The following is a 21,035-nucleotide window of genomic DNA, read 5'->3' on the forward strand; positions in this document are numbered from 1 at the left end:
GGAGAGTGAAGGCTTCGTGGCTGATCCGTGATGAAGATGTGTGCGGCACCCGTCCGGGTGGGCGTGGTCCGCGGGCTCGTGAAGCGGGCACCGGGCAGGTGGAGACGGTGCCCCTGACGGGCTCAGACCCGGAACGGGCCCTTCACCTCGTACGTGATGCCGCCGGAGGAGCTGCCCGACGTGCCGCGCTGGCTGGAGAAGTACAGGCGGGTGCCGTCGGGGGAGAAGGCCGGGCCGGTGATCTCCGAGCCCGACTGGCCGTCGACGCGCAGGAACGGGGCGACCACGTCGGCCGGGGTGATCACGCAGATCTCCATGGTGCCGCCGTCCTCCGCGACGAACAGGTCGCCGGAGGCGGAGCCGGTGATGTTGTCGACCCCGGTGAGGGGGGCCGTGCCGGAGACCAGGGAGTCGTCGTAGGCCAGCTGGTAGGTGTTGTTCGTGAGGTCCAGCTGCCAGACCCGGTTGTCGCCCTTCGTGGTGAACCAGACGGTGTCGTCCGCGTAGTGGCAGCCCTCGCCGCCGTTGAAGGACTTGGCGCCGGACACCTGGGTGCGGGTGGTGGTGGGGGAGCCGTCCGGGTCGGGGACGTTCGCCCAGGTGAAGGAGCCGGACGTGGCGCTGCCGGCGACCATCACCTGGAGCGTGCCGGAGGTCAGGCTGCCCCAGGTCGTCGGCACGAAGCGGTAGAAGCGGCCGTCCGTCTCGTCCTCGGTCAGGTAGACCACCTTGCGCACCGGGTCGGCGGCGGCCGCCTCGTGCTTGAAGCGGCCCATCGCCGGCCGCTGCACGGCCGCGTTCACGCCCCACGGGTCCGTCTCGTAGACGTAGCCCAGCGACACCTCCTCGCACGACAGCCAGGTGTTCCACGGGGTCTTCCCGCCCGCGCAGTTCTGCCGCGTGCCGGACAGGATGCGGTACGCGCCGGTCACCGTGCCCGTCGACGAGAACCTCACCGCGCTCGCCCCGCCGGACGGGTTGATCTCCGAGTTGGAGACGTAGATCCAGCCCGTGCCGTCCGCGTAACAGGCTCCTCCGTCAGGAGCGTTGTGCCACGTGTACGACGTGCCGGGCACGGTCTGCCCGGAGCGGGCGATCACCCGGCTGGTGAAGCCGCTCGGAAGCCTGATGCCGTTGGCGTCCGGCGAGCCGAGCGCCCCGTACGGGCTCGTGCCGGGCTGTGCCGGCGCGGCGTACGCGGCGCCGCGCCACAGGGTTCCGCCGAGCACGGCGGAGGACCCGCCGAGGACGGCCGCACGCAGGACAGTACGACGTTCCACGCTCACTCCCAAGGGGTGTCGTGACACCCCGCGGCCGGTCGGCCGCGGGGGTCGTGCGGTCAGGGAGGCTACGAGCCCAGGGTGACCGTGTCGTGGACAAGCCGTGACGGGGAAATGCCTACGCTGGGGACAGCAGCGGAGGGAGCGCGGCCATGACCGGCTGGAACACGCACGACATCCCCGACCAGAGCGGCCGCACCGCCGTCGTCACCGGCGCCAACGGCGGGCTCGGCCACGTCATCGCGCGGGAGCTGGCCCGGAGAGGGGCGCGGGTCGTCCTCGCCTGCCGCAGCGAGACCCGGGGGCGGGAGGCCGTGGCCCGGCTGACCGGTGAAGTACCCGGAGCGGAAGTGGAGTTGGGGCGGCTGGACCTCGGGGACCTCGCCTCCGTCCGGGAGTTCGCCCGGCCGTACGCCCGGCTCGACCTGCTGGTCAACAACGCGGGTGTGATGGCGATGCCGTACGGCACGACCGCCGACGGGTTCGAGACGCAGTTCGGCGTGAACCACCTCGGCCACTTCGCCCTCACCGGACTGCTCATGCCCGCGCTGCTCGCCGCACCCCGGGCCCGCGTGGTGACCGTCTCCAGCATGGCCCACCTGCTCGGCACCATCGATCCCGGCGACCTCAACAGCGAACGCGTATACCGGCGTTGGATCGCCTACGGCCGTTCCAAGACCGCCAACCTGCTGTTCACGCACGAGCTGGCGCGCCGGCTGGAGGCGTCCGGCGCGGAGGTGATCGCGGCGGCCGCGCACCCCGGATACGCGGCGACCGGCCTTCAGACGGCCGGACCGCGCGCGCAGGGCCGCCGGACCGTCGAGCGGCTCATGTCCGCGGGCAACCGCGTCCTCGCCCAGTCCGCCGAGGCGGGCGCCCTGCCCGTCCTGTACGCCGCGACCGCGCCGGACGTACGCCCCGACTCCTTCACCGGCCCGTCCCTCGCGATGTGGCGAGGGGCGCCCGCGCCCTCGTGGCGGGCGCCCTGGACCCTCGACGACCGGGCGGGCCGCCGCCTGTGGACGGAGTCGGAACGGCTGACCGGGGTGTCGTACACCGGTCTCGACGGCTGACCGGGCGCCCGCGCCGACTTCCGCGCGGGCGCCCGGCCGGCCGGACGTCAGCCCGCCGCCCGCACCCCGTACGTCGTGATGCGGACCGCGTCGTCGTCCAGGCACTGCCCGCTGCGCAGGTCGAAGCGCTGCTTGAGCAGGGGCGAGGCGACGAACGGCCGCCCCTGCACCGAGCCGGTCAGGCCGCGGGAGAGGACCGCCGCGCCGCTGAACGGGTCGCGGTTGTCCACCGCGTACAGTTCCCCCGCCCGGTCCCGGAACAGGGCCGCCTGGCGGCCGTCCGGCAGGAGCGCCGCCACGCCGCGGCCGGGGACCAGCAGGCTCAGGTCGCAGACCGTGAACCAGTCCTCGCCGAGCTGGAGCTGCACCTTCAGGTCGGTCGTCTCGAGTGCCAGGGTCATCGCTGGGCGCTCCCTTCCAGGGGACGGTGGCCGATGGAGAGCAGCGGCAGATCGGGCTTGATCTGGTCGCGCTCGGGGACGAAGCCGACGACCGGGTCGGGGGTGTCCGGCGCGTTGACGAAGGACACGAACCGGGCCAGCTTCTCGGGGTCGTTGATGGTGGTCGCCCACTCGTCGGCGTAGCTGGCCACGTGCGCGGCCATCAGGGACTCCAGCTCCTCGCAGATGCCGAGGGAGTCCTCCACGACCACGTCCCGCACGTGGTCCAGGCCGCCGGGGATGCGCTCCAGCCAGGTCGAGGTGCGCTCCAGCCGGTCGGCGGTGCGGATGTAGAACATCAGGAACCGGTCGATCAGACGGATCAGTTCCGCGTCGGTGAGGTCCTGGGCGAGGAGGTCGGCGTGGCGCGGGGTGGCGCCGCCGTTGCCGCCGACGTACAGGTTCCAGCCGTTGGAGGTGGCGATGATGCCGAAGTCCTTCGACTGGGCCTCGGCGCACTCGCGGGCGCAGCCGGAGACGGCGGACTTCAGCTTGTGCGGGGAGCGCAGGCCCCGGTAGCGCAGCTCCAGGTCGATCGCCATGCGGACGGAGTCCTGGACGCCGTAGCGGCACCAGGTCTGCCCGACGCAGGACTTCACGGTGCGCAGGGACTTGCCGTAGGCGTGGCCCGACTCGAAGCCGGCGTCGACCAGGCGGGCCCAGATCAGGGGGAGCTGTTCGACGCGGGCGCCGAACATGTCGATCCGCTGGCCGCCGGTGATCTTCGTGTAGAGACCGAAGTCGCGGGCGATCTCGCCGATGACGATCAGGCCCTCGGGGGTCACCTCGCCGCCGGGGATGCGCGGCACCACCGAGTAGGAGCCGTTCTTCTGGAGGTTGGCGAGGAAGTGGTCGTTGGTCTCCTGCAGCGCGGCCTGCTCGCCGTCCAGGACGTAGCCGCTCGCGCCGATCACGGGGGCGAGGGAGGCGATGATCGAGCCGATCGCGGGCTTGCAGACGTCGCAGCCGTCGCCGCCCCGCGCGCCGTCGCGGCCGTAGCGGTCGAGCAGGTCCTGGTAGGTGTTGACGCGCAGGGCGAGGACGATCTCGTACAGCTCCTCGCGGGTCTGCGCGAAGCAGCCGCACAGGCCCTTGTCGACCTCGACGCCGCTCGCCTCCAGCTCGGCGGTGACGAGCTGGCCGAGAACCTTGACGCAACTGCCGCAGCCGGTGCCGGCCTTGGTGCACTTCTTCACCTCGGGCACGGTGGTGCAGGAGTGCTCGGTGACCGCGCCGCGGATGGTGCCCTTGGTGACGTTGTGGCAGGAGCAGATCACCGCGTCGTCGGGGAGCGCGGACGGGCCGAGCCGGTCGCCGCCGCCGGCCCCGGCGGGCAGGACCAGCGACTCGGGGGAGATCGGCGGGACGGAGCCGGTGAGGGCGCGCAGGGTGCCGTAGGCGTCGGCGTCGCCGATCAGGATGCCGCCCAGCAGGGTGCCGTCGCGGCCGATGACCAGCTTCTTGTACAGGCCCGAGCGGGAGTCGGAGTACACGACGTCCAGGCAGTCCTCGGCGGTGCCGTGCGCGTCGCCGAAGGAGGCCACGTCGACGCCGAGCAGCTTCAGCTTGGTGGAGAGGTCGGCGCCGGTGAACGACTTCTGCTCGTCCTCGTCGGCGGCGATGGCCGCGGCCGCCGTCTCGGCCTGCTCGTAACCGGGGGCGACCAGGCCGTACACCCGGCCGTCGGCGGCCAGCGCGCACTCGCCGATCGCGAAGACGTGCGGGTCGGCGACCGTGCGGCACCGCTCGTCGACGGCGATGCCGCCGCGCTCGCCGACCGTCAGTCCGCAGTCGCGGGCCAGCTGGTCGCGCGGGCGGACACCGGCGCTGAACACCACCAGGTCGGTGGCCAGTTCGGAGCCGTCGGACAGCTTCATGCCGGTGACGGCACCGGAGGCGTCCGTCACGATCTCCTGGGTGCCGACGCCCGTGTGGACGCTCAGGCCCATCTCCTCGATGGTGCGCAGCAGCGCCGCGCCACCGCCCTCGTCGACCTGCACCGGCATCAGGCGCGGCGCGAACTCCACGATGTGGGAGGTGAGCCCGAGGCCCTGCAGCGCGCCCGCGGCCTCCAGGCCGAGCAGACCGCCGCCGACGACCGCGCCCGTCGTGGCCCGCGACTTCGCGTACTCCTCGATGGCGAGGAGGTCCTCGATCGTGCGGTAGACGAAGCAGCCCTCGGCGTCCTTGTTCGGGACCGGCGGCACGAACGGGTAGGAGCCGGTGGCCAGCACCAGCACGTCGTAGTCGACGACCAGGCCCGAACGGGCGGTCACCCTGCGGGCGTCACGGTCGACGGTCTCCGCCGGGTCGCCGACGTGCAGCTCGATGCCGTGGTCCTCGATGAACCCCATGTCGGTCAGGGAGAGGTCCTCGGGCGTCTTCCCCGAGAAGTACGAGGTGAGCTGGACGCGGTCGTACGCGGGACGCGGCTCCTCGCACAGCACGACCACGCGGTGCGTGGCGGTCAGGCCGCGGTCGGCGAGTGCCTCGAGGAAGCGCTGGCCGACCATGCCGTGGCCGACGAGGACGATCGTGGGGGTGGCCCCCGGGGCGGCGGTCATTCAGGAGCCTCCATCGTTGGTGAGCAGGTGGAGCAGGGGGCCGTCGTCGGGGAGCGGCTCTGCTCCCTCCCAGGCGCGGGCGAGCGCGCCGACGGTGCCGAGTTCGCCGACCAGCACGCCGCCGACCAGACGGTCGTCGCGGACGACGACCTTGCGGTAGGTGCCGCGGGTGGCGTCGGCGAGCCGGACGACGTCGTCGCCGGGGCGCGCCTCGGTCTCGCCGAACGCGGCGAGGTCGAACGCGGAGTGCCCGTGGAGCGTGAGGCGGGTGAGGGAACGCGTCCCCGAGTAGCGGGCGCCGGCCGACCCGGTGAGCAGCTCGGCCAGTACGTCCGCCTGTTCCAGCGCGGGCGCGGCGAGCCCGTAGACCTCGCCCCCGTGCTGGACGCAGTCCCCGATCGCGCGGATGTGCGGGTCGGAGGTGCGCAGTTCGTCGTCGACGAGGACGCCCTTGTGGACGGCGAGTCCGGCCTCCTTCGCGAGGCCGGTGCGCGGGTGGACGCCGCAGGCCAGGACCACCAGGTCGGCGTCGAGGGCGTATCCGTCGGCCAGCTCCACCGAGCGGACGGCGCCGCCGACGCAAGCCACGTCACGGACCCGGCACTCGGTGTGCACCTCGACGCCGAGGTCCCGCAGGTGCCGCAGCACCAGCGCCGAGGCGTCGGGGTCGAGCTGGCGTTCCATGAGCCGCTCGGACTGCTGGGCGAGGACCACCTGCGCGCCGCGGACGGCGAGCGCGCGGGCGGCGGAGACCCCGAGGAGCCCGCCGCCGATGACGACGGCCCGCACGCCCGGCCGGACCGCCTTCGACAGCCCCAGGCAGTCGTCCATGGTGCGGAAGGCGTGGACGCCCTCGGGCAGTTCGTGGTCCGGCGTGAACAGTCCGCGCAGCGGCGGCAGCACCGGGTTGGAGCCGGTGGCCAGCACCAGCGTGCCGTACGCGATCTCCGAGCCGTCCGCGCAGGCCAGGCTGCGCCGCTCGCGGTCGATGCCGGTCACCCGGGTCCGGACCAGGTCGGCGGGCGCGGGCAGCGCGATCACCTCGGGGGCGTACCGGCCGGCCAGCACCTCGGCGAGCAGGACCCGGTTGTAGGGCCGGTGCTCCTCCTCGCCGATCAGCAGGGCGGGCGTGCCCAGCTCACCGAGCCGGCGGGCCAGGCGTACACCCGCCAGGCCGGCTCCGATCACCACCACACGCTCGTTCGAGGTCATGACACCGAGCGTGCGGTGCGGAGGTTACCCGGCCGCATCACCGTTGTTTCCCGAGGGGAACACTGCCCTCAGCGGGGCCGGGGCGGGGGTGTGAGGGTTCCCGGGGCCGCGCGGGGTCCTGTGTGAGCTTCCCCCTGCCCGGCGCGGGTGCGTGTGACCGGCCCCATCCTCAGAAGTGCCTCAGTTCGATGGACGGGCCATGTATCCGGTCCCTAGGGTCGCGATCATGCCCGACATATCACTGACCATGGTCGCCCTCCTCTGTCTCGCCGCGCTCGCGGCCGGCTGGATCGACGCCGTGGTCGGCGGGGGCGGGCTCCTGCTGCTGCCGGTCCTGCTGCTGGGGCTGCCGGCCGGCACCCCGGCCGCGCACGCGCTCGGCACCAACAAGGCGGTCGCGATCGTCGGCACCTCCGGCGCGGCGGTGACGTACGCCCGCAAGGCGCCGGTCGACGTGGGGGTGGCCGTACGGATCGGGCTCGCCGCGCTCGCCGGGTCCTCCGCGGGCGCCTTCCTCGCGGCCGGGATGAGCACGGAGGTCCTCAAGCCGGTGATCATGGTGGTGCTGCTCGGCGTCGCCGCCTTCGTGATCCTGCGCCCGGCCTTCGGCACCGCCCCCGCCACCGGCCCGGCCGGCCCGCGCCGCGTCCTCGCCGCGATCGGCCTCGCGGGTCTCGGCATCGGTTTCTACGACGGACTCGTCGGCCCCGGCACGGGCACCTTCCTCGTCCTCGCCCTGACCGCCGTCCTCCACCTCGACCTGGTCACCGCCTCCGCCACCGCCAAGATCGTCAACTGCTGCACCAACGCGGGCGCCCTGGCCACGTTCGCCTGGCAGGGCGCGGTCCTGTGGCAACTGGCGCTCCCGATGGCCGCCTTCAACCTCGTGGGCGGCATGCTCGGCGCCCACACCGCCCTGAAGAAGGGCAGCGGCTTCGTCCGGATCGTGCTGTTGACGGTGGTCTTCGCGCTGGTGGCGAACCTGGCGTACGAGCAGTGGGTGGCGTAGGGGTCTGCGCGACCTCGTGGTCCTTCACCGGCTCCCCGTCAGGTGCGCGAACACCACCACGTTCCCCCGGTAGCCGGTCGCCCGCGAGTATCCGCCCCCGCAGGTGATCACCCGCAACTCGGGCCGGGCCGCCGCCCCGTAGACCTTCTCGTCGGGGAAGCCGCGGGCGTCGTACACCTCGACCGCGTCGACGGTGAACACCGCGACCCCGCCGTCGCGCCGGTCCACCTCGATCGTGGCGCCCCTGCGCAGGGCGCCGAGGTCGTAGAAGACGGCCGGGCCGTCCGCGTTGTCGACGTGCCCGGCGACGATCGCGGTGCCGGTCTCGCCGGGGGTGGTGCCGGACTCGTACCAGCCGGCGAGGTTCTTCCTCGCGGCCGGCGGCACGTCGAGGCTGCCGGACTTCGTCAGGCCGAGGCCCATGAGGGGGGCGTCGACCCGGATCGACGGGATGCGGACCCGGTCGGGCGGGGACGGCGGCAGCGCGGGCGCGGACCGCGGGTCGACGCCGCCCGGACGGGCCTCGGCGGCCGACGGCTGCGGCGGGGCGGGTGTCCCGGCGCCGCCGTGCAGCAGCCACACACCCGAGCAGAGGGCGACCGCGGTCACGGCGGCTATGACGGTGTCGCCGACGACTCTGCGCATGCGTGGGCACCCCTCTCCCTGACGGAACCCCGTGCCCCCTCCGGGCCGCGAGGGGCGTCGGACCCGGAGGGGGAGGGGACATGCGGTACCGGCGGACGGACAGCGGAGGGTGCCCGTCAGATCCCGTCGCCTCTCGCCCGGCGATGCAGGAGCCAGGTACCGCCCGCGGCGGCGACGGCGAGAGCCGTCACCCCGGCCGCGGTCTGCACGGGATCGGGGCCCAGAGCGCCGCCGACCCCCGTCTTCACACTTCCCCGCGGATACACCTGCTCCCGCGCGGAACTCAGGACGACCACCAGGTCCCCGGCGACCCTGCGCCCGTCCGCGGCGCACTGCGCGACGATCTCGTACGTCCCCGGCTGCGCGCTCGGCGGCACCTGGAACTGCCCGATCGCCTGACCGTCGTGGCTGCTCGGCGCGAGCGTGAAGGGGCCGGCGCCGACCGCGCCGGCGTCGCCCGCGGCCGCCCCGGGGTCGCCGCAGGCGGCCGTGTTCACGGTGACCCGGCCGCCCGGCACGGCGGTGGAGGGGTACACGTCCAGGCCGCCGTTTCCGGAGGCGGCGGCCTGGACGGGCGCGGCGAGCCCGGCCGCGGTGGCCGCGGCGAACGCGGCACCGGTCAGCAGTCGGGCGGCGGTACGTCGCATCGGTGCTCCTCCGAGCTTTCGCTGGGGCGGCCCGCGACATCCCCATGTGTCGCTGCGTCAGTCGCGCCCCTGCTCCTCCGAGGTAAGTGGCAGCGACGCGAGCCCGCTTCCCGAGAGGGCGTCGGGAACGTGGTGAACGGGTGTCGGACGGCTCGTCCGCGAGGGTGCATCCCCGGTCGTTCCCGCAGGTCATCGCGGTGCGCGGAGCGGCCCGCGGAAAAGCGGCCGAAGGGTGCGGGAAGGGGGTGTGAACGGGTGACCCCGGGTGGGCCGGGTGGGTCCGGCTGGGCTGGAGCGGGCCCGGCTGGAGCGGCGACCCGGGTTCGCCCCGACGGCGAATCGGCCGCGACTCGGCGACGGCCCCGCCGCGGCCGTCCGCGACGCGTTCCCGGTTCGTGCCGGTCCCGCCACGGCGTCCGGCCCCGTTCGTGCCGGTCCCGCCACGGCGTCCGGCCCCGTTCGTGCCGGTCCCGATTCGGCGTCCGGTCCCCTTCGCGCCCGCCCGGCCCTGGCACTCGGCCCGTTCGTGCCGGTCCGGCCCTCGTGTTCAGTTCCTGTCCCGCCAGTCCCCGCTCGGGATCAGCCTCCCCCGCGCCCGCAGCCGGACCGCCACCGCCGGTGCGGCCAGATACACCCACGCCCGCACGAACCCGCCCTCCTCTTCCCGGCCGGTCCCGCCGGCTCCGTCCCCGGCCACGGTCCTGTACTCCTGCCCGGCGGCGGCAGCGGCAGCGGCGGGACGGGCACCAGTACCGGCACCGGTCCGCACCCGGTCGCCGCTCCCGACCCGGCCCCCACCCCGCCCGTCCGGCAGGACACCCCGCACCACCCGCTCGTACAAGCTGCTCGGGTCGCCCGCCCGGTACTCCTCCAGCCGGTCCAGTTCCGCCAGCAGCGGTCCGTACGCCTCCGGGGCCGGGACGACCAGTTCCCCGGTGACGGTCCCGTCCGGTTCCGCCACGGCGTACGGATGGCCGGGGCCCTCGTACAGGACCGCGCCGGGCAGGCGGGCCTGGGTCTCGGTGAGGCTGCGGCCGCGCAGGAGGAGGGCGTGGTTGGGCTCGCCGGGACGGAGGGTGCCGTAGACGAAGAAGGGGAGTTGCGGGGTGATCACGGAAACGATTCTCCTCCCTCACGTCGCTCGCACCGCTCCCGCACGCATGCGCTATGGACATGACATGTCATGTCCACTTAAATCTCAGGACGACCTCAGCGCCACCCCCACGCGCCCCCCACGGCGCCTTCCCGAGGATCCCGAGGAGACCGATGAGCCGGATACGGCCGCACGTCCGAGGTTCCCGTCTCGCCACCGCCGGCATCGCCGCCACCACGGCCACCCTTCTGGCCGCCGTACTCACCCCCGCCGCCGACGCCGCCGACAGGCCGAACCGGGCCACCACACTCGACAACGCCGCCGCCGTGCTGGCCGAGCGCGCCACCAGCCTGGGCCTGACCGCCGCCCAGAGCACCGCCGTCCGGGACGTGATCGTCGACCAGGACGGCACCCAGCACGTCCGCTACGACCGCACCTACCGGCAACTCCCGGTACTGGGCGGCGACTTCGTGGTCCACCTGGCACCCGACGGCAGCTACCGCAGCGCCGACCGCGCGACCGGGAGCGAGATCTCCCTCCCCACCGTCGTCCCCGCCCTCTCCGCGCCCAGGGCCGCCGACACCGCCGCGAACGCCCTGCGCGCCGCGCACCCCGGCGAGGCGCTGAAGAAGCTCACCGCCAAGCCGCGGCTGGTCGTCGACGCCCTGCACGGTGCCCCCAGACTCGCCTGGCAGACGAACGTCGTCGCGCTGGACGCGCGGGGCAACCCGGTCGCCCGCGCCGTCCTGACCGACGCCCGCACCGGCGCCCGGATCGACGCCTGGGACACCCTGGAGACCGCGACCGGCGACGGCGCGTCGCTGTACGGCGGCACGGTCCCGCTGGAGACGACCCTCTCCGGGGCGACGTACCAGCTCAAGGACCCCACCCGCGGGAACACGTACACCGGCGACGCGGCCAACAAGACCGACCTGTGCATCTTCGGCATCTGCATCAGCCGCGCCCCCTCGACCGTGTTCACGGACGCCGACAACCACTGGGGGACCGGCGCGACCGCCGACCGCGCCACGGTCGCGGCGGACGCGCAGTACGGCACCGACGTGACCTGGGACTACTACAAGAACGTCCACGGCCGCAACGGCATCGGCAACGACGGAAAGGGCTCCTACAACCGCGTCCACTACGGCAACGCCTACAACAACGCCTTCTGGGACGACAGCTGCTTCTGCATGACCTACGGCGACGGTGACGGCACCCAGCTCGGCCCGCTGGTGTCGCTGGACGTGGCCGGGCACGAGATGAGCCACGGCGTGACCTCGAAGACCGCCAAGCTGACCTACTCGGGCGAGTCCGGCGGCCTGAACGAGGCGACCTCCGACATCTTTGGCACCCTCGTGGAGTTCCACGCCGGCAACACCTCCGACGTCGGCGACTACCTCATCGGCGAGAAGATCGTCCGCTCGGGCTTCGGCCGGGACGCCCTGCGCTACATGGACAAGCCCTCCAAGGACGGCAGCTCCGCCGACTACTGGAGCAGTTCGGTCGGCGGTCTCGACGTCCACTACTCCTCGGGCGTCGCCAACCACTTCGCCTTCCTCCTCGCGGAGGGCAGCGGCACCCGGACCGTCAACGGCGTCACCTACAACTCCCCGACGTCCAACGGCTCCACGCTGACGGGCATCGGCCGGGACAAGCTCGGCAAGATCTGGTACCGGGCGCTGACCGTGTACATGACGTCCTCCACGAACTACGCGGGCGCCCGCACGGCCACCCTCAACGCGGCCCGCGATCTCTACGGCGCCGGCAGCGCGGAACAGAACGCGGTGGCGGCGGCCTGGAGCGCGGTCAACGTCAACTGACCGCTCCCGCTCCCGTTCCCGGGAACACCGACGGGCGGCACCTCGCGGTGGGTGCCGCCCGTCGGTCCTGCGAAGGCACGCCCTAGCTCCCGGCGATCTCCACCCGCACCGCGCACACCTTGAACTCGGGCATCCGTGAGGTCGGGTCCAGGGCCGGGTTCGTCAGCGTGTTGGCGCGGCCCTCGCCCGGCCAGTGGAAGGGCATGAAGACGGTGTCGGGGCGGATGCCGCTGGTGATCCGGGCCGGTGCCACCGCCCGGCCCCGCCGCGACACCACGGCCAGCGGATCGCCCTCGGCCGCGCCGAGCCGCGCCGCGAGGCGGGGGTGCAGCTCCACGAACGGGCCGGGCGCGGCGGCGTTCAGCTCCGCCACGCGCCGGGTCTGGGCGCCGGACTGGTACTGGGCGACCACCCGCCCGGTGGTGAGCAGGACCGGGTACTCCGCGTCCGGTTCCTCCGCGGCGGGCCGGTGCGAGACCGGCACGAAACGCGCCCGGCCGTCGTCCGTGGCGAACCGGTCGAGGAAGAGACGGGGCGTGCCGGGGTGGACGGCGCCGGCGCCGTCGTGCGCGGGACCCTCCGGGAACACGTCGAAACCGGTGTCCTCCCCGTCGTCGGCCCCGGCCGGCACCGCCGCTCCGGCCGGCACCGCCGCCCCGGCCGTCGTCGGCGTTCCGGCCGCCCCCTCCGCAGCCGCCGCTTCCGCCGGCGCCGGGCAGGGCCAGAAGACCCCGTTCTCCTCCGCCAGGCGCCGGTAGGTGATCCCGGAGTAGTCCGCGGGCCCGCCCGCGCTGGCCCGGCGCAGTTCGTCGAAGACCTCCTCGGGATCGGTGGGGAAACCCTTCTCCACCCCGAGCCGCGCGGCCAGTTCGTGCAGCACCTCCAGGTCGCTGCGGACCCCCTCGGGCGGAGTGATCGCCCGCTGCCGCAGCAGCACCCTGCCCTCGAGGCTGGTCGTCGTCCCGGTCTCCTCGGCCCACTGGGTGACGGGCAGCACGACGTCCGCGAGCGCGGCCGTCTCCGACAGCACCACGTCGCAGACGGCCAGGAAGTCCAGGGACCCGAGACGGTCCTCGATGTGTGCGGCACGCGGCGCGGACACCACCGGGTTGGACGCCATCAGCAGCAGCGAGCGGATGTCGGTGCCCATCGCGTCCAGCAGTTCGTAGGCGCTGCGCCCCGGACCGGGCAGGCTGTCGGGGTCGACCCCCCACACCCCGGCCACGTGCCGGCGGGCCGCCGGGTCGTCCAGCTTGCGGTAGCCGGGCAACTGGTCGGCCTTCTGGCCGTGTTCGCGCCCGCCCTGCCCGTTGCCCTGACCGGTGAGACAGCCGTACCCGGACAGCGGGCGCCCCGCCCGGCCGGTCGCCAGGCACAGGTTGATCCACGCGCCGACCGTGTCGGTGCCCTTGGACTGCTGCTCGGGCCCGCGTGCGGTGAGCACCATCGCGGCCTCCGGCTCGCAGAACATCCGCACGGTCTCCCGGAGCTGCGGAACGGACACCCCCGTGATCCGTTCCACGTGCTCCGGCCAGTGCGCCATCGCCGCCGCCCGCGCCTCCTCCCAGCCGGACGTCCGCTCCCGCACGTACTCCTCGTCGACCCGTCCCTCGGCGACGACCAGGTGCAGCAGTCCGAGCGCCAGCGCGAGATCGGTGCCGGGCCGGGGCATCAGGTGCAGGTCGGCCTGCTCGGCGGTCTTCGTGCGGCGCGGGTCGACGACGATCAACGTGCCGCCGTTCTCCCGCAGTTCGCTGAAGAAGCGCAGCGACGGCGGCATGGTCTCCGCGAGGTTGGACCCGACGAGGATCACGCAGCCGGTCCTCGGGATGTCCTCCAGCGGAAACGGCAGCCCCCGGTCCAGGCCGAAGGCCTTGATACCGCCGGCCGCGGCGGACGACATGCAGAAGCGGCCGTTGTAGTCGATCTGCGAGGTGCCGAGCACCACCCGCGCGAACTTGCCGAGGGCGTACGCCTTCTCGTTCGTCAACCCGCCCCCGCCGAACACCCCGAGCGCGTCGGGACCGTGCTCCGCCCGGATCCTGCCCAGCTCACCGGCGATCCGGTCGAGTGCCTCGTCCCAGGTGGCGGGCACGAGCGTGCCGCCGGAGCGCACCAGCGGCGAGGTCAGCCGCACCCGGGACGAGAGCACCGCCGGCGCCGTGCGGCCCTTGCCGCACAGCGCCCCCCGGTTCACGGGGAAGTCCGCGCGCTCGGTCACCTCGACGCCCCCCTCCGGCGTGGGCGACAGGTTCATCCCGCACTGCAGGGCGCAGTACGGGCAGTGGGTGGGCGTCGAGGTGGTCTCCATGCGGTTCAGCGTGCTTCGGCCGTGTTACGCGCCGTGCGGCGTCCTGTTACGGCGGTGTGGTGGTGCCCTCCCGGCGGACGCCCGTCCGGCGTGAGGCGGCACACCCGGCAGGCCGGGGACGTGCGGGCGCGGGGGCAGGCGCGTGGGCCCGCACCGGTATCGGAGCCGTCATCCGCCCTGTCCGGCCGACGCCAGCGCCCGGGTCACCCCGGGCTCCTCGGGCCCGAGGAACCGCGGATCCGGCTCGAACACCGCGTCCAGCGCCGCCTTGCCGGCCGCGAGGATCTCCCGCGCGCCCCCGTAGTACCAGGTCACGTCGTGCTCGGCGGCGACGCCGACGCCGTACGAATCGACCCCCGCCGCCTCGCACAGCGCGACCGCCCGCCGGATGTGGAAGCCCTGGCTGATCAGGACCGCCCGGTCGACCCCGAAGATCTTCTTGGCGCGCACGCAGGAGTCCCAGGTGTCGAACCCGGCGTAGTCGCTGACGATCCGCGCGTCCGGGACGCCGTGCTTCGTCAGGTAGGTGCGCATGGCGTCGGGCTCGTCGTAGTCCTCACGGCTGTTGTCCCCGGTGACCAGCACCACCCTGACGCGCCCCTCCCGGTACAGCGCCGCCGCCGCGTCCAGCCGGTGCGCGAGGTACGGCGACGGCTCCCCGGCCCACAGCCCGGCACCGAACACCACCGCGACGTCCGTGCGCGGCGCCTCGGCCGTCGTGCCCAGCCGGTCCGCGGTGGAGACGTACAGCCAGGTGGCCGGAAGCAGCCCGAGCACACAGGCGGCCATCACCCCCTGCACCAGCCGCCGCCACCCGGTACGGGTGCGCGGCAGCCGCGGTCGGCGGATCTTCATGCGGTGCCCCCTGCCGGCCGTCCGGACCGTCCTTCCGGCTTCGACCGGGTAAGACGCGACCGGCCGGGATCCGGTTCGGCCCGCCGCGCGTCGCGCCGGTCACACCGCCCGCCGCTCACACCGCACCTCGCCGCACCGCGCACCGCACCTCACACCGCGGCCGCGCGCGCCGTGAACCCCCGGAAAACACTCGTGACGGCCGTGCAACGGGGGTGCAACCTCGTGCCGCCACGATCGGTCCATGACGGCGTCGCCCCCGTGTATGACGAGATGTACGAAGAGACGCACGACGAGTCCCACCACCGCCCCGGCAGCCCGCTGCCCGGTGGCGCCCACCTCGACAGTACGGCGCACACCATGAACCTGATCAGTTCCCAGCCCGCCGGCCGGCCCGGCCCCGTCCCGCTCGACGGTCGCCGGCGCCCCTGCCCGCCCGCGCTGGTGGTCGTCGCCCACGGCAGCCGCGACCCGCGCGCCCTGAGGACCGTCGGCACGCTCCTGGACGGCGTCCGCGACCTGCGCCCGGGCCTGCCCGTGCACCTCGGGCACATCGAGCTGAACGAGCCGCTGCTGTCGGACACCCTCGCCGGCCTCGACGCGGCGGACACGGCGCACGCCGAGGGCGCCGTCCTCGTACCGCTGCTCCTGAGCCGCGGCTACCACGTGCGCCGGGACATCCCCGAGACGGCCGCCGCGGCGCGGGTCCACACGCGCGTGGCCGCACCGCTCGGCCCGCACCCCCTCCTCGTGGAGACGCTGCACGCGCGTCTCGTCGAGGCCGGCTGGCGCACCCGGATGACGGACGCCGAGCGCCGCACCAGTGCGGTGGTCCTCGCGGCGGCGGGCTCCCGCGACCCGGACTCGGCCGTCGACACCGGCCGTACGGCCCGGCTCCTCGCGGACCGCCTCGGCGTCCCCGTGGTCCCGGCGTACGCCTCCACGGCCGCACCCACCGTCCCCGCCGCCGTCCGCGCGCTCGCCGCCAGGGGCCGCCACCGGGTGGCCGTCGCCTCCTGCTTCACCGCTCCCGGCCGTTTCGCCACCGAGTGCGCGCAGGCCGCGCCCTGGATCGCCTCGGCCCCCCTCGGCACCCACGAGGCGATGGCCCGCCTGGTCCTGCACCGCTACGACCAGGCACGCGCGGCGACCGTCGGCAGCAACGCCGCCTGAGGCGGTGCGCGACGGTGACGCCACGCACCTCCACGGGACCCGGCAGCCGCGTGGCGCCCCGATTGTCACCGCCGCCGCTTACTGTCGAGACATGCCCTACGACGAGCCGTCAACAGAACGCTGGGCGGCGGAGCCCGACAAGCGCCCCGGCCGCACCGCCTTCCAGCGCGACCGCGCCCGTGTCCTGCACTCCTCGGCGCTCAGAAGGCTCGCCGGCAAGACCCAGGTGGTGACCCCGGGCACCCGCACCGAGGTTTGGGACGCCACCCCCCGCACGCGCCTCACCCACTCCCTGGAGTGCGCCCAGGTCGGCCGGGAGCTGGGCGCGGCCCTCGGCTGCGACCCCGACCTGGTCGAGGCGGCCTGCCTCTCCCACGACCTCGGCCACCCCCCGTTCGGGCACAACGGCGAACAGGCGCTGAACGACTTCGCCCGCGACTGCGGCGGCTTCGAGGGCAACGCCCAGTCGCTGCGCCTCCTCACCCGCATCGAGCCCAAGCGCTTCACCCCCGAGGGCTCCGTCGGCCTCAACCTCACCCGCGCCGCCCTCGACGCCGCCACCAAGTACCCCTGGCCGCGCGGCGCCCACCCCACCGACCCGGCGTCCCCCAAGTTCGGTGTCTACGACGACGACCGCCCCGTCTTCGACTGGGTCCGCAAGGAGGCCCCCGGCACGCGCACGTGCTTCGAGGCGCAGGTCATGGACTGGTCGGACGACGTCGCCTACTCGGTGCACGACGTGGAGGACGGCCTGCACGCCGGCCACATCGACCCGAACTGCCTGCACGCCGAACCGGAGCGCGCGGAGGTCTTCCGCGTCGCCGTCGGCCGCTACGTGCCCGCGGACACCGACCCGGCGGAACTCGACGCCGCCCTCGACCGCCTCCAGGACCAGCAGTGGTGGCCGCACGGCTACGACGGCACGGCCGTCGCCCAGGCCCGCCTGAAGGACGCCACCAGCCAGCTCATCGGCCGCTTCTGCCTGGCCGCCGAGGCCGCCACGCGCGCGCGGTGGGGCACCGGGCGCCTCACCCGCTACGGCGCCGAACTCGTCGTACCGCGCGAGACGCGCCTGGAGTGCGCGGTCCTCAAGGCCGTCGCCGACTGGTACGTCATGCAGCGCGCCGAGCAGGAGCTGCTGCGCGCCGACCAGCGCGTGGTCATCGGCGAGCTGGCCGAGGCGCTCACCGCCCGCGCCCCCGACGGGCTGGAGCCCCAGTTCCGCGCCCTGTTCGACCGGGCCGGGGACGACCGCGCCCGCAAGCGGGTGATCGTCGACCAGATCGCCTCGCTCACCGACGCCTCGGCCCGCTCGCTGCACGCCCGCCTGACCACCGGGCCGTGAACCGGACGGGCGGGGCGGCCGGACGGGCCCGAAGGTGACACTCCGTGGCCTGATCGGGTCACCCCCCCTTCCCCCGGCCTGCCGCGTGCGGGACGCTCGGGTGGCGGCACTGTTACGAGGAGGCATCACGTGGTCGACGCGGATCAGACATTCGTCATCGTCGGAGGAGGCCTGGCCGGCGCCAAGGCGGCCGAGACGCTCAGAGCCGAGGGCTTCACCGGCCGCGTGATACTGATCTGCGACGAACGGGACCACCCCTACGAGCGCCCGCCGCTCTCCAAAGGCTTCCTGCTCGGCAAGGAGAGCCGCGACAGCGTCTTCGTGCACGAGCCCGCCTGGTACGCGCGCAACGACGTCGAGCTGCACCTGGGCCAGACCGTCGACGCCATCGACCGCACGGCCAGGACCGTCCGCTTCGGCGACGACGGCACCCTCGTCCACTACGACAAGCTGCTGCTGGCCACCGGCTCCGAACCCCGCCGCCTCGACATCCCCGGCACGGACCTCGCGGGCGTCCACCACCTGCGCCGCCTCGCGCACGCCGAGCGCCTCAAGGGCGTCCTCGCCGCACTCGGCCGTGACAACGGCCACATCGTGATCGCCGGCGCCGGCTGGATCGGCCTGGAGATCGCGGCGGCGGCCCGCGAGTACGGGGCGGAGGTCACCGTCGTCGAACCGGAGCCGACCCCGCTGTACGGCGTCCTCGGCCCCGAGCTGGGCAACGTCTTCGCCGAACTGCACCGCGAGCACGGCGTCCGCTTCCACTTCGGCGTCCGGCTCACCGAGATCGTCGGCCAGGACGGCATGGTCCTAGCCGCCCGCACCGACGACGGCGAGGAACACCCGGCGCACGACGTGCTCGCCGCGATCGGCGCCGCCCCGCGGACCGCCCTCGCCGAGGCCGCCGGACTGGAGCTGGCCGACCGTGTCCACGGCGGCGGCATCGCGGTGGACACCCGGCTGCGCACCTCCGACCCCGACATCCACGCCGCCGGCGACGTGGCGTCCTTCCCGCACGGCCTGTTCGACACCACCCTGCGCGTCGAGCACTGGGCCAACGCCCTGAACGGCGGACCGACCGCCGCCCGCGCCATGCTCGGCAGGGACGCCACCTACGACCGGGTGCCCTACTTCTTCTCCGACCAGTACGACCTGGGGATGGAGTACAGCGGGTGGGCGCCGCCGGGGACGTACGACGAGGTGGTGATCCGCGGGGACGCGGGGAAGCGGGAGTTCATCGCGTTCTGGGTGAAGGAGGGACGGGTGCTGGCGGGAATGAACGTGAACGTGTGGGACGTCACAGAGCAGATCCAGCGGCTCGTCCGCTCACGCGTGCGGGTCGATACGGAGGCGCTGGCCGATCCGCGCGTGCCCTTGGACACTCTCGGCTAGGGCGTGTTTCGAAAGTAGCGTCGTCTGCCCGAAGGGCAGACGGGACTTTCGAAACACGCCCTAGGCCCGTCGTCCCGCGGCGTCGTTCACGCGGCTGCCGGGTTCCGCGGCTTCACGCGCGCTGTGGTCCCCGGCCGCCCGTGCGGTGCCGGGCGCCCGGGGTTGTCGGCGCACCCCCGTAGAATCAGCACGTGGCAGGACGGATCAACGACGAGGACGTGAAGGCGGTTCGGGACGCGGTTCCGATCGACGCCGTGGTGTCCGAGTACCTCCAGCTGCGAGGCGCGGGCGGCGGCAACCTCAAGGGTCTGTGCCCCTTCCACGACGAGAAGTCACCGTCCTTCCAGGTCAGCCCCAGCAAGGGCCTCTTCCACTGCTTCGGCTGCCAGGAGGGCGGCGACACCATCACGTTCGTGATGAAGGTCGACCACCTCACCTTCTCCGAGGCCGTCGAGCGCCTCGCCGCCCAGGCAGGCATCACCCTGCGCTACGAGGAGGGCGGCTACAACCCCTCCCACCAGCGCGGCGAACGCATCCGCCTGGTCGAGGCCCACAAGATCGCCGCCGAGTGGTACGCCGAACAGCTCGCCGTCAGCCCCGAGGCCGACGCCGGCCGGATCTTCCTCGCCGAGCGCGGCTTCGACCAGGCCGCCGCCGTCCACTTCGGCGTCGGCTACAGCCCCCAGGGCTGGGACCACCTCACCCGCTTCCTGCGCGGCAAGGGCTTCAGCGACAAGGAACTGATCCTCTCCGGCCTCGCCCAGGACGGCCGCCGCGGCCCCATCGACCGCTTCCGCGGCCGGCTGATGTGGCCCATCCGCGACATCGGCGGCGAGGTCGTCGGCTTCGGCGCCCGCAAGCTCTACGAGACCGACAACGGCCCCAAGTACCTCAACACGCCCGACACGGCCATCTACCGCAAGTCACAGGTCCTCTACGGCATCGACCTCGCCAAGAAGGACATCGCCAAGTCCTCCCGCGCGGTCGTCGTCGAGGGCTACACCGACGTCATGGCCTGCCACCTGGCCGGCGTCACCACCGCCATCGCGACCTGCGGCACGGCCTTCGGCACCGACCACATCAAGATCCTCCGCCGGCTGCTGATGGACAACGGCTCCGCGCGCGTGATCTTCACCTTCGACGGCGACGCGGCCGGCCAGAAGGCGGCCCTGCGCGCCTTCGAGGACGACCAGAAGTTCGCCGCCGAGACGTACATCGCCATCGCGCCGGACAACATGGACCCCTGCGACCTGCGGCTGGCCAAGGGCGACGAGGCGGTCGCCGACCTCGTCGAACCCCGCACCCCGCTGTTCGAGTTCGCCCTGCGCCAGATCGTCGCGCGCTACGACCTGGAGACCCCGGGCGGGCGGGCCGCCGCCCTCGACGAGGCCGCCCCGGTCGTCGCCCGCATCAAGAACAGCGGCGCCCAGCACGAGGTCGCCGTCCAGCTGGCCGGCATGCTCGGCATCCTCGACACCCAGTTCGTCGTCAAACGCGTGGCACAGCTGGCCCGTTGGGCCCGCGACCGCGGCGGCAGGGGCCCGGCGCCGGCCCGCGGCGGCTCCGCCCCGTCCTACGAGGCCGCCCCGCGCCCCGCCGTCACCGGTCCCGCCCTCACCCTGCGCAATCCCGTCTACGCCACCGAGCGCGAGCTGCTCAAACTCGCCCTCCAGCGCCCCGAGCTGGTCTCCCCGGCCTTCGACGCGTACGGCGTCGACGAGTTCACCGCCGCCCCCTACGCCGCCGTCCGCGCGGCGATCCAGGACGCGGGCGGCGCCGAGTACGGCACGCAGGACCCGCAGGACTACCTCGTCCGCGTCCGCGAGGCCGCCCCCGACGACACCGTCCGCGCGATGGTGACGGAGCTGGCGGTCGAGGCGATCCTGCGCAAGACGGTGGACGAGGTGTACGCCGGTGCCCAGCTGGTCACCGTCCGCCGCCGCGCCGTCGAACGGCGCATCCGCGACGTCCAGTCCCAGCTGGCCCGGCTGTCCGCCGGCGGCGACCCGGCCCAACTGGCCGCAGTCCAGAACGAACTGTGGGTCCTTCAGCAGTACGACCAGGCACTGCGCGGACACGGAGCCGCGGCTCTGTGAGCACATCCTGACCTCCGCGGTCAGCAGGCGGTCACGGCCCGGACGCAAAAAGTCATCGCACGCCCCTCGTGGCGGTGATGTGT

Annotated in this window: 16 protein-coding genes; 7 read left to right on the forward strand and 9 right to left on the reverse strand. The window is 73.6% G+C overall.

All coding sequences use genetic code 11. The features are described from left to right. Nucleotides 1-122: 122 nt before the first annotated feature. The gene (locus AB0N31_RS08665) at nucleotides 123-1,280 is read right to left on the reverse strand and encodes an alkaline phosphatase PhoX (RefSeq protein WP_366057654.1); all 1,158 of its coding nucleotides are present in this window, start codon (nucleotides 1,278-1,280) and stop codon (nucleotides 123-125) included. A gap of 152 nt (nucleotides 1,281-1,432) precedes the next feature. Here AB0N31_RS08665 and AB0N31_RS08670 point away from each other — a divergent pair, with 152 nt between their 5' ends. After that, a complete protein-coding gene (locus tag AB0N31_RS08670) occupies nucleotides 1,433-2,353 on the forward strand; it encodes an oxidoreductase (protein ID WP_366057655.1) in 921 nt (306 codons plus the stop codon). Between the two features lie 47 nt (nucleotides 2,354-2,400). Here AB0N31_RS08670 and nirD read toward each other — a convergent pair whose 3' ends face one another. The 3 genes from nirD to AB0N31_RS08685 are packed head-to-tail and all read right to left on the reverse strand — an operon-like array spanning nucleotide 2,401 to nucleotide 6,569. Continuing rightward, the gene (gene nirD, locus AB0N31_RS08675) at nucleotides 2,401-2,754 is read right to left on the reverse strand and encodes a nitrite reductase small subunit NirD (protein WP_366057656.1); all 354 of its coding nucleotides are present in this window, start codon (nucleotides 2,752-2,754) and stop codon (nucleotides 2,401-2,403) included. Further along, nucleotides 2,751-5,357 (reverse strand): nitrite reductase large subunit NirB, encoded by a 2,607-nt coding sequence (gene nirB / locus AB0N31_RS08680; RefSeq protein WP_366057657.1) that lies wholly within the window; start codon nucleotides 5,355-5,357, stop codon nucleotides 2,751-2,753. The genes nirD and nirB overlap by 4 nt, the downstream gene beginning before the upstream one ends. Beyond that, a complete protein-coding gene (locus AB0N31_RS08685) occupies nucleotides 5,358-6,569 on the reverse strand; it encodes an FAD-dependent oxidoreductase (protein ID WP_366057658.1) in 1,212 nt (403 codons plus the stop codon). 226 nt (nucleotides 6,570-6,795) lie between these two features. On the opposite strand from AB0N31_RS08685, the gene AB0N31_RS08690 reads away from it, so the two are divergent. Further along, nucleotides 6,796-7,578, forward strand: coding sequence for a TSUP family transporter (locus tag AB0N31_RS08690; RefSeq protein WP_366057659.1), 783 nt, complete (start codon nucleotides 6,796-6,798; stop codon nucleotides 7,576-7,578). Nucleotides 7,579-7,602: 24 nt separating this feature from the next. Here AB0N31_RS08690 and AB0N31_RS08695 read toward each other — a convergent pair whose 3' ends face one another. The 3 genes from AB0N31_RS08695 to AB0N31_RS08705 all read right to left on the reverse strand — a co-directional run bounded on the left by AB0N31_RS08695 (nucleotide 7,603) and on the right by AB0N31_RS08705 (nucleotide 9,984). Beyond that, entirely contained in the window at nucleotides 7,603-8,223 is a 621-nt protein-coding gene (locus tag AB0N31_RS08695; protein WP_366057660.1) for a class F sortase, read from the reverse strand. Nucleotides 8,224-8,339: 116 nt separating this feature from the next. Beyond that, nucleotides 8,340-8,870: a hypothetical protein gene (locus AB0N31_RS08700; RefSeq protein ID WP_366057661.1), complete on the reverse strand. Its 531-nt coding sequence runs from the start codon at nucleotides 8,868-8,870 to the stop codon at nucleotides 8,340-8,342. Between the two features lie 547 nt (nucleotides 8,871-9,417). Continuing rightward, entirely contained in the window at nucleotides 9,418-9,984 is a 567-nt protein-coding gene (locus AB0N31_RS08705; RefSeq protein WP_366057662.1) for a gamma-glutamylcyclotransferase family protein, read from the reverse strand. A 152-nt stretch (nucleotides 9,985-10,136) separates the two neighbouring features. Here AB0N31_RS08705 and AB0N31_RS08710 point away from each other — a divergent pair, with 152 nt between their 5' ends. Next, on the forward strand, nucleotides 10,137-11,783 hold the full coding sequence (locus tag AB0N31_RS08710; protein WP_366057664.1) for a M4 family metallopeptidase: 1,647 nt from the start codon (nucleotides 10,137-10,139) through the stop codon (nucleotides 11,781-11,783). 82 nt (nucleotides 11,784-11,865) lie between these two features. On the opposite strand, the gene AB0N31_RS08715 is transcribed toward AB0N31_RS08710, so the two are convergent. Both AB0N31_RS08715 and AB0N31_RS08720 read right to left on the reverse strand, forming a co-directional pair. Next, nucleotides 11,866-14,094 carry a molybdopterin oxidoreductase family protein gene (locus AB0N31_RS08715; protein WP_366057665.1) on the reverse strand — a complete coding sequence of 743 codons (2,229 nt, stop codon included), beginning with the start codon at nucleotides 14,092-14,094 and terminating at the stop codon, nucleotides 11,866-11,868. A gap of 168 nt (nucleotides 14,095-14,262) precedes the next feature. Then, entirely contained in the window at nucleotides 14,263-14,949 is a 687-nt protein-coding gene (locus AB0N31_RS08720) for an ElyC/SanA/YdcF family protein (protein WP_366057666.1), read from the reverse strand. A gap of 357 nt (nucleotides 14,950-15,306) precedes the next feature. On the opposite strand from AB0N31_RS08720, the gene AB0N31_RS08725 reads away from it, so the two are divergent. From AB0N31_RS08725 to dnaG, 4 genes are all read left to right on the forward strand, one after another. After that, on the forward strand, nucleotides 15,307-16,119 hold the full coding sequence (locus tag AB0N31_RS08725) for a sirohydrochlorin chelatase (RefSeq protein WP_366057785.1): 813 nt from the start codon (nucleotides 15,307-15,309) through the stop codon (nucleotides 16,117-16,119). Between the two features lie 91 nt (nucleotides 16,120-16,210). Beyond that, nucleotides 16,211-17,464 (forward strand): deoxyguanosinetriphosphate triphosphohydrolase, encoded by a 1,254-nt coding sequence (locus AB0N31_RS08730; protein ID WP_366057667.1) that lies wholly within the window; start codon nucleotides 16,211-16,213, stop codon nucleotides 17,462-17,464. Between the two features lie 129 nt (nucleotides 17,465-17,593). Then, nucleotides 17,594-18,856, forward strand: a complete 1,263-nt coding sequence (locus AB0N31_RS08735; RefSeq protein ID WP_366057668.1) for an FAD-dependent oxidoreductase — start codon at nucleotides 17,594-17,596, stop codon at nucleotides 18,854-18,856. A 191-nt stretch (nucleotides 18,857-19,047) separates the two neighbouring features. Then, the gene (dnaG, locus tag AB0N31_RS08740) at nucleotides 19,048-20,952 is read left to right on the forward strand and encodes a DNA primase (RefSeq protein ID WP_366057669.1); all 1,905 of its coding nucleotides are present in this window, start codon (nucleotides 19,048-19,050) and stop codon (nucleotides 20,950-20,952) included. The last annotated feature ends 83 nt before the right edge of the window (nucleotides 20,953-21,035 follow it).

The sequence above is a fragment of the Streptomyces sp. NPDC051051 genome (assembly GCF_040682975.1).
Lineage (GTDB): Bacteria > Actinomycetota > Actinomycetes > Streptomycetales > Streptomycetaceae > Streptomyces.

Bases quoted from the DNA above. Each gene is read 5' to 3' on its own strand.
- AB0N31_RS08670 (WP_366057655.1), top strand. From the start codon at position 1,433: ATGACCGGCTGGAACACGCACGACATCCCCGACCAGAGCGGCCGCACC.
- nirD (WP_366057656.1), bottom strand. From the start codon at position 2,754: ATGACCCTGGCACTCGAGACGACCGACCTGAAGGTGCAGCTCCAGCTC.
- nirB (WP_366057657.1), bottom strand. From the start codon at position 5,357: ATGACCGCCGCCCCGGGGGCCACCCCCACGATCGTCCTCGTCGGCCAC.
- AB0N31_RS08685 (WP_366057658.1), bottom strand. From the start codon at position 6,569: ATGACCTCGAACGAGCGTGTGGTGGTGATCGGAGCCGGCCTGGCGGGT.
- AB0N31_RS08690 (WP_366057659.1), top strand. From the start codon at position 6,796: ATGCCCGACATATCACTGACCATGGTCGCCCTCCTCTGTCTCGCCGCG.
- AB0N31_RS08695 (WP_366057660.1), bottom strand. From the start codon at position 8,223: ATGCGCAGAGTCGTCGGCGACACCGTCATAGCCGCCGTGACCGCGGTC.
- AB0N31_RS08700 (WP_366057661.1), bottom strand. From the start codon at position 8,870: ATGCGACGTACCGCCGCCCGACTGCTGACCGGTGCCGCGTTCGCCGCG.
- AB0N31_RS08710 (WP_366057664.1), top strand. From the start codon at position 10,137: ATGAGCCGGATACGGCCGCACGTCCGAGGTTCCCGTCTCGCCACCGCC.
- AB0N31_RS08715 (WP_366057665.1), bottom strand. From the start codon at position 14,094: ATGGAGACCACCTCGACGCCCACCCACTGCCCGTACTGCGCCCTGCAG.
- AB0N31_RS08720 (WP_366057666.1), bottom strand. From the start codon at position 14,949: ATGAAGATCCGCCGACCGCGGCTGCCGCGCACCCGTACCGGGTGGCGG.
- AB0N31_RS08725 (WP_366057785.1), top strand. From the start codon at position 15,307: ATGAACCTGATCAGTTCCCAGCCCGCCGGCCGGCCCGGCCCCGTCCCG.
- AB0N31_RS08730 (WP_366057667.1), top strand. From the start codon at position 16,211: ATGCCCTACGACGAGCCGTCAACAGAACGCTGGGCGGCGGAGCCCGAC.